Source organism: Paenisporosarcina sp. P4_E4_2, from assembly GCF_056401595.1.
In genome coordinates, this window is the sequence record NZ_JBFUJC010000571.1 from 1 (window position 1) to 1,067 (window position 1,067).

Genomic DNA, 1,067 nt, shown 5'->3' on the forward strand with positions numbered 1-1,067 from the left:
GTTTTATCCAATAAATAGAAGGCTATCGCTGCTATGAATAACCCCGTACTTAACCATAAAGCTATTCCATTCCATTTTCCATTAAAAAGGGTGATATTGGTAAGCGTGATGAGATGCATTAAAACAATTAGAATTAATAAACCAGTTGATGTTTTCAAATTACCACTTCCATTCTGTGTACTAATTCATTTCTTACTTAGACTTTTAATTCCAGCATCGAGATAAAAAAAGTAAAAACTCATCCTTTTAAGCTACAAGATTTTTATTAGTTGATTTAAATTACTTCAGTTTAAAAGTTCAGCAAATTTATATACTCAAAGCATAGCATAAGCTTAACATTAAAAATCCCTTAGTTGGATATATTTAGAATATTTTTCGAACTAACCTGGCCCGTTAGTTAAATAAGGTAATTTAATAATTGTAAAGATATTCAATAATATCAAAAAAGTCATAGGAATTATTATCCGATTTTTCTATGTCCATTCCGATAAAATCAACCTCAATTCGTTAGAAAAGAACCATTTAATTGGTCCAATCGATCTGCTTAAACGCTATATGGACAGTCGCACAGAAAATGCCCCGGCCATCTTCGTCACAGTAAGACATCCCCATAAAATGAATGTCGCTTCAAATGAGAAACATCATCAAGAAGATTTCGAATCGTGCTGGAATCAATAATGAGATTCATCCACATCAACTTAGACACAGCTATGCTACTCATTTGTTGAATATGGAGCACCCATTGAAGTCATTCAAAGTCTTCTCAGACACGAGAAGAGCGAAACTAACCTGATTTACGCTCAACTAAGCGGAAGACTAATGAAAGAGTATTAGAAGTACTTTTAAATGTAAAAAGGGCAACGTCTTAATTGACATTGCCCTAATTGACTAAAGCACCCTTTATTTGAAGAAGGAATATTAGCATGCTCTAGTTTCATAGGTTAATTTTAGCAATAGTAATAAAATATTGAACGATTTAACTTCTTAAAACAGCTTTAATCGAATATTTAAATATCGAATTACATTGGGGAGTGAAACATGGGGGCTATTAATGGAAAAGATTATAT

At 32.1% G+C, this 1,067-nt stretch carries 1 pseudogene; it reads left to right on the top strand.

The window, feature by feature from the left end:
- Positions 1 to 543: 543 nt before the first annotated feature.
- A pseudogene (locus AC1DSB_RS19805) lies at positions 544 to 834 on the top strand (tyrosine-type recombinase/integrase); the annotation flags it as partial.
- Positions 835 to 1,067: the final 233 nt, after the last annotated feature.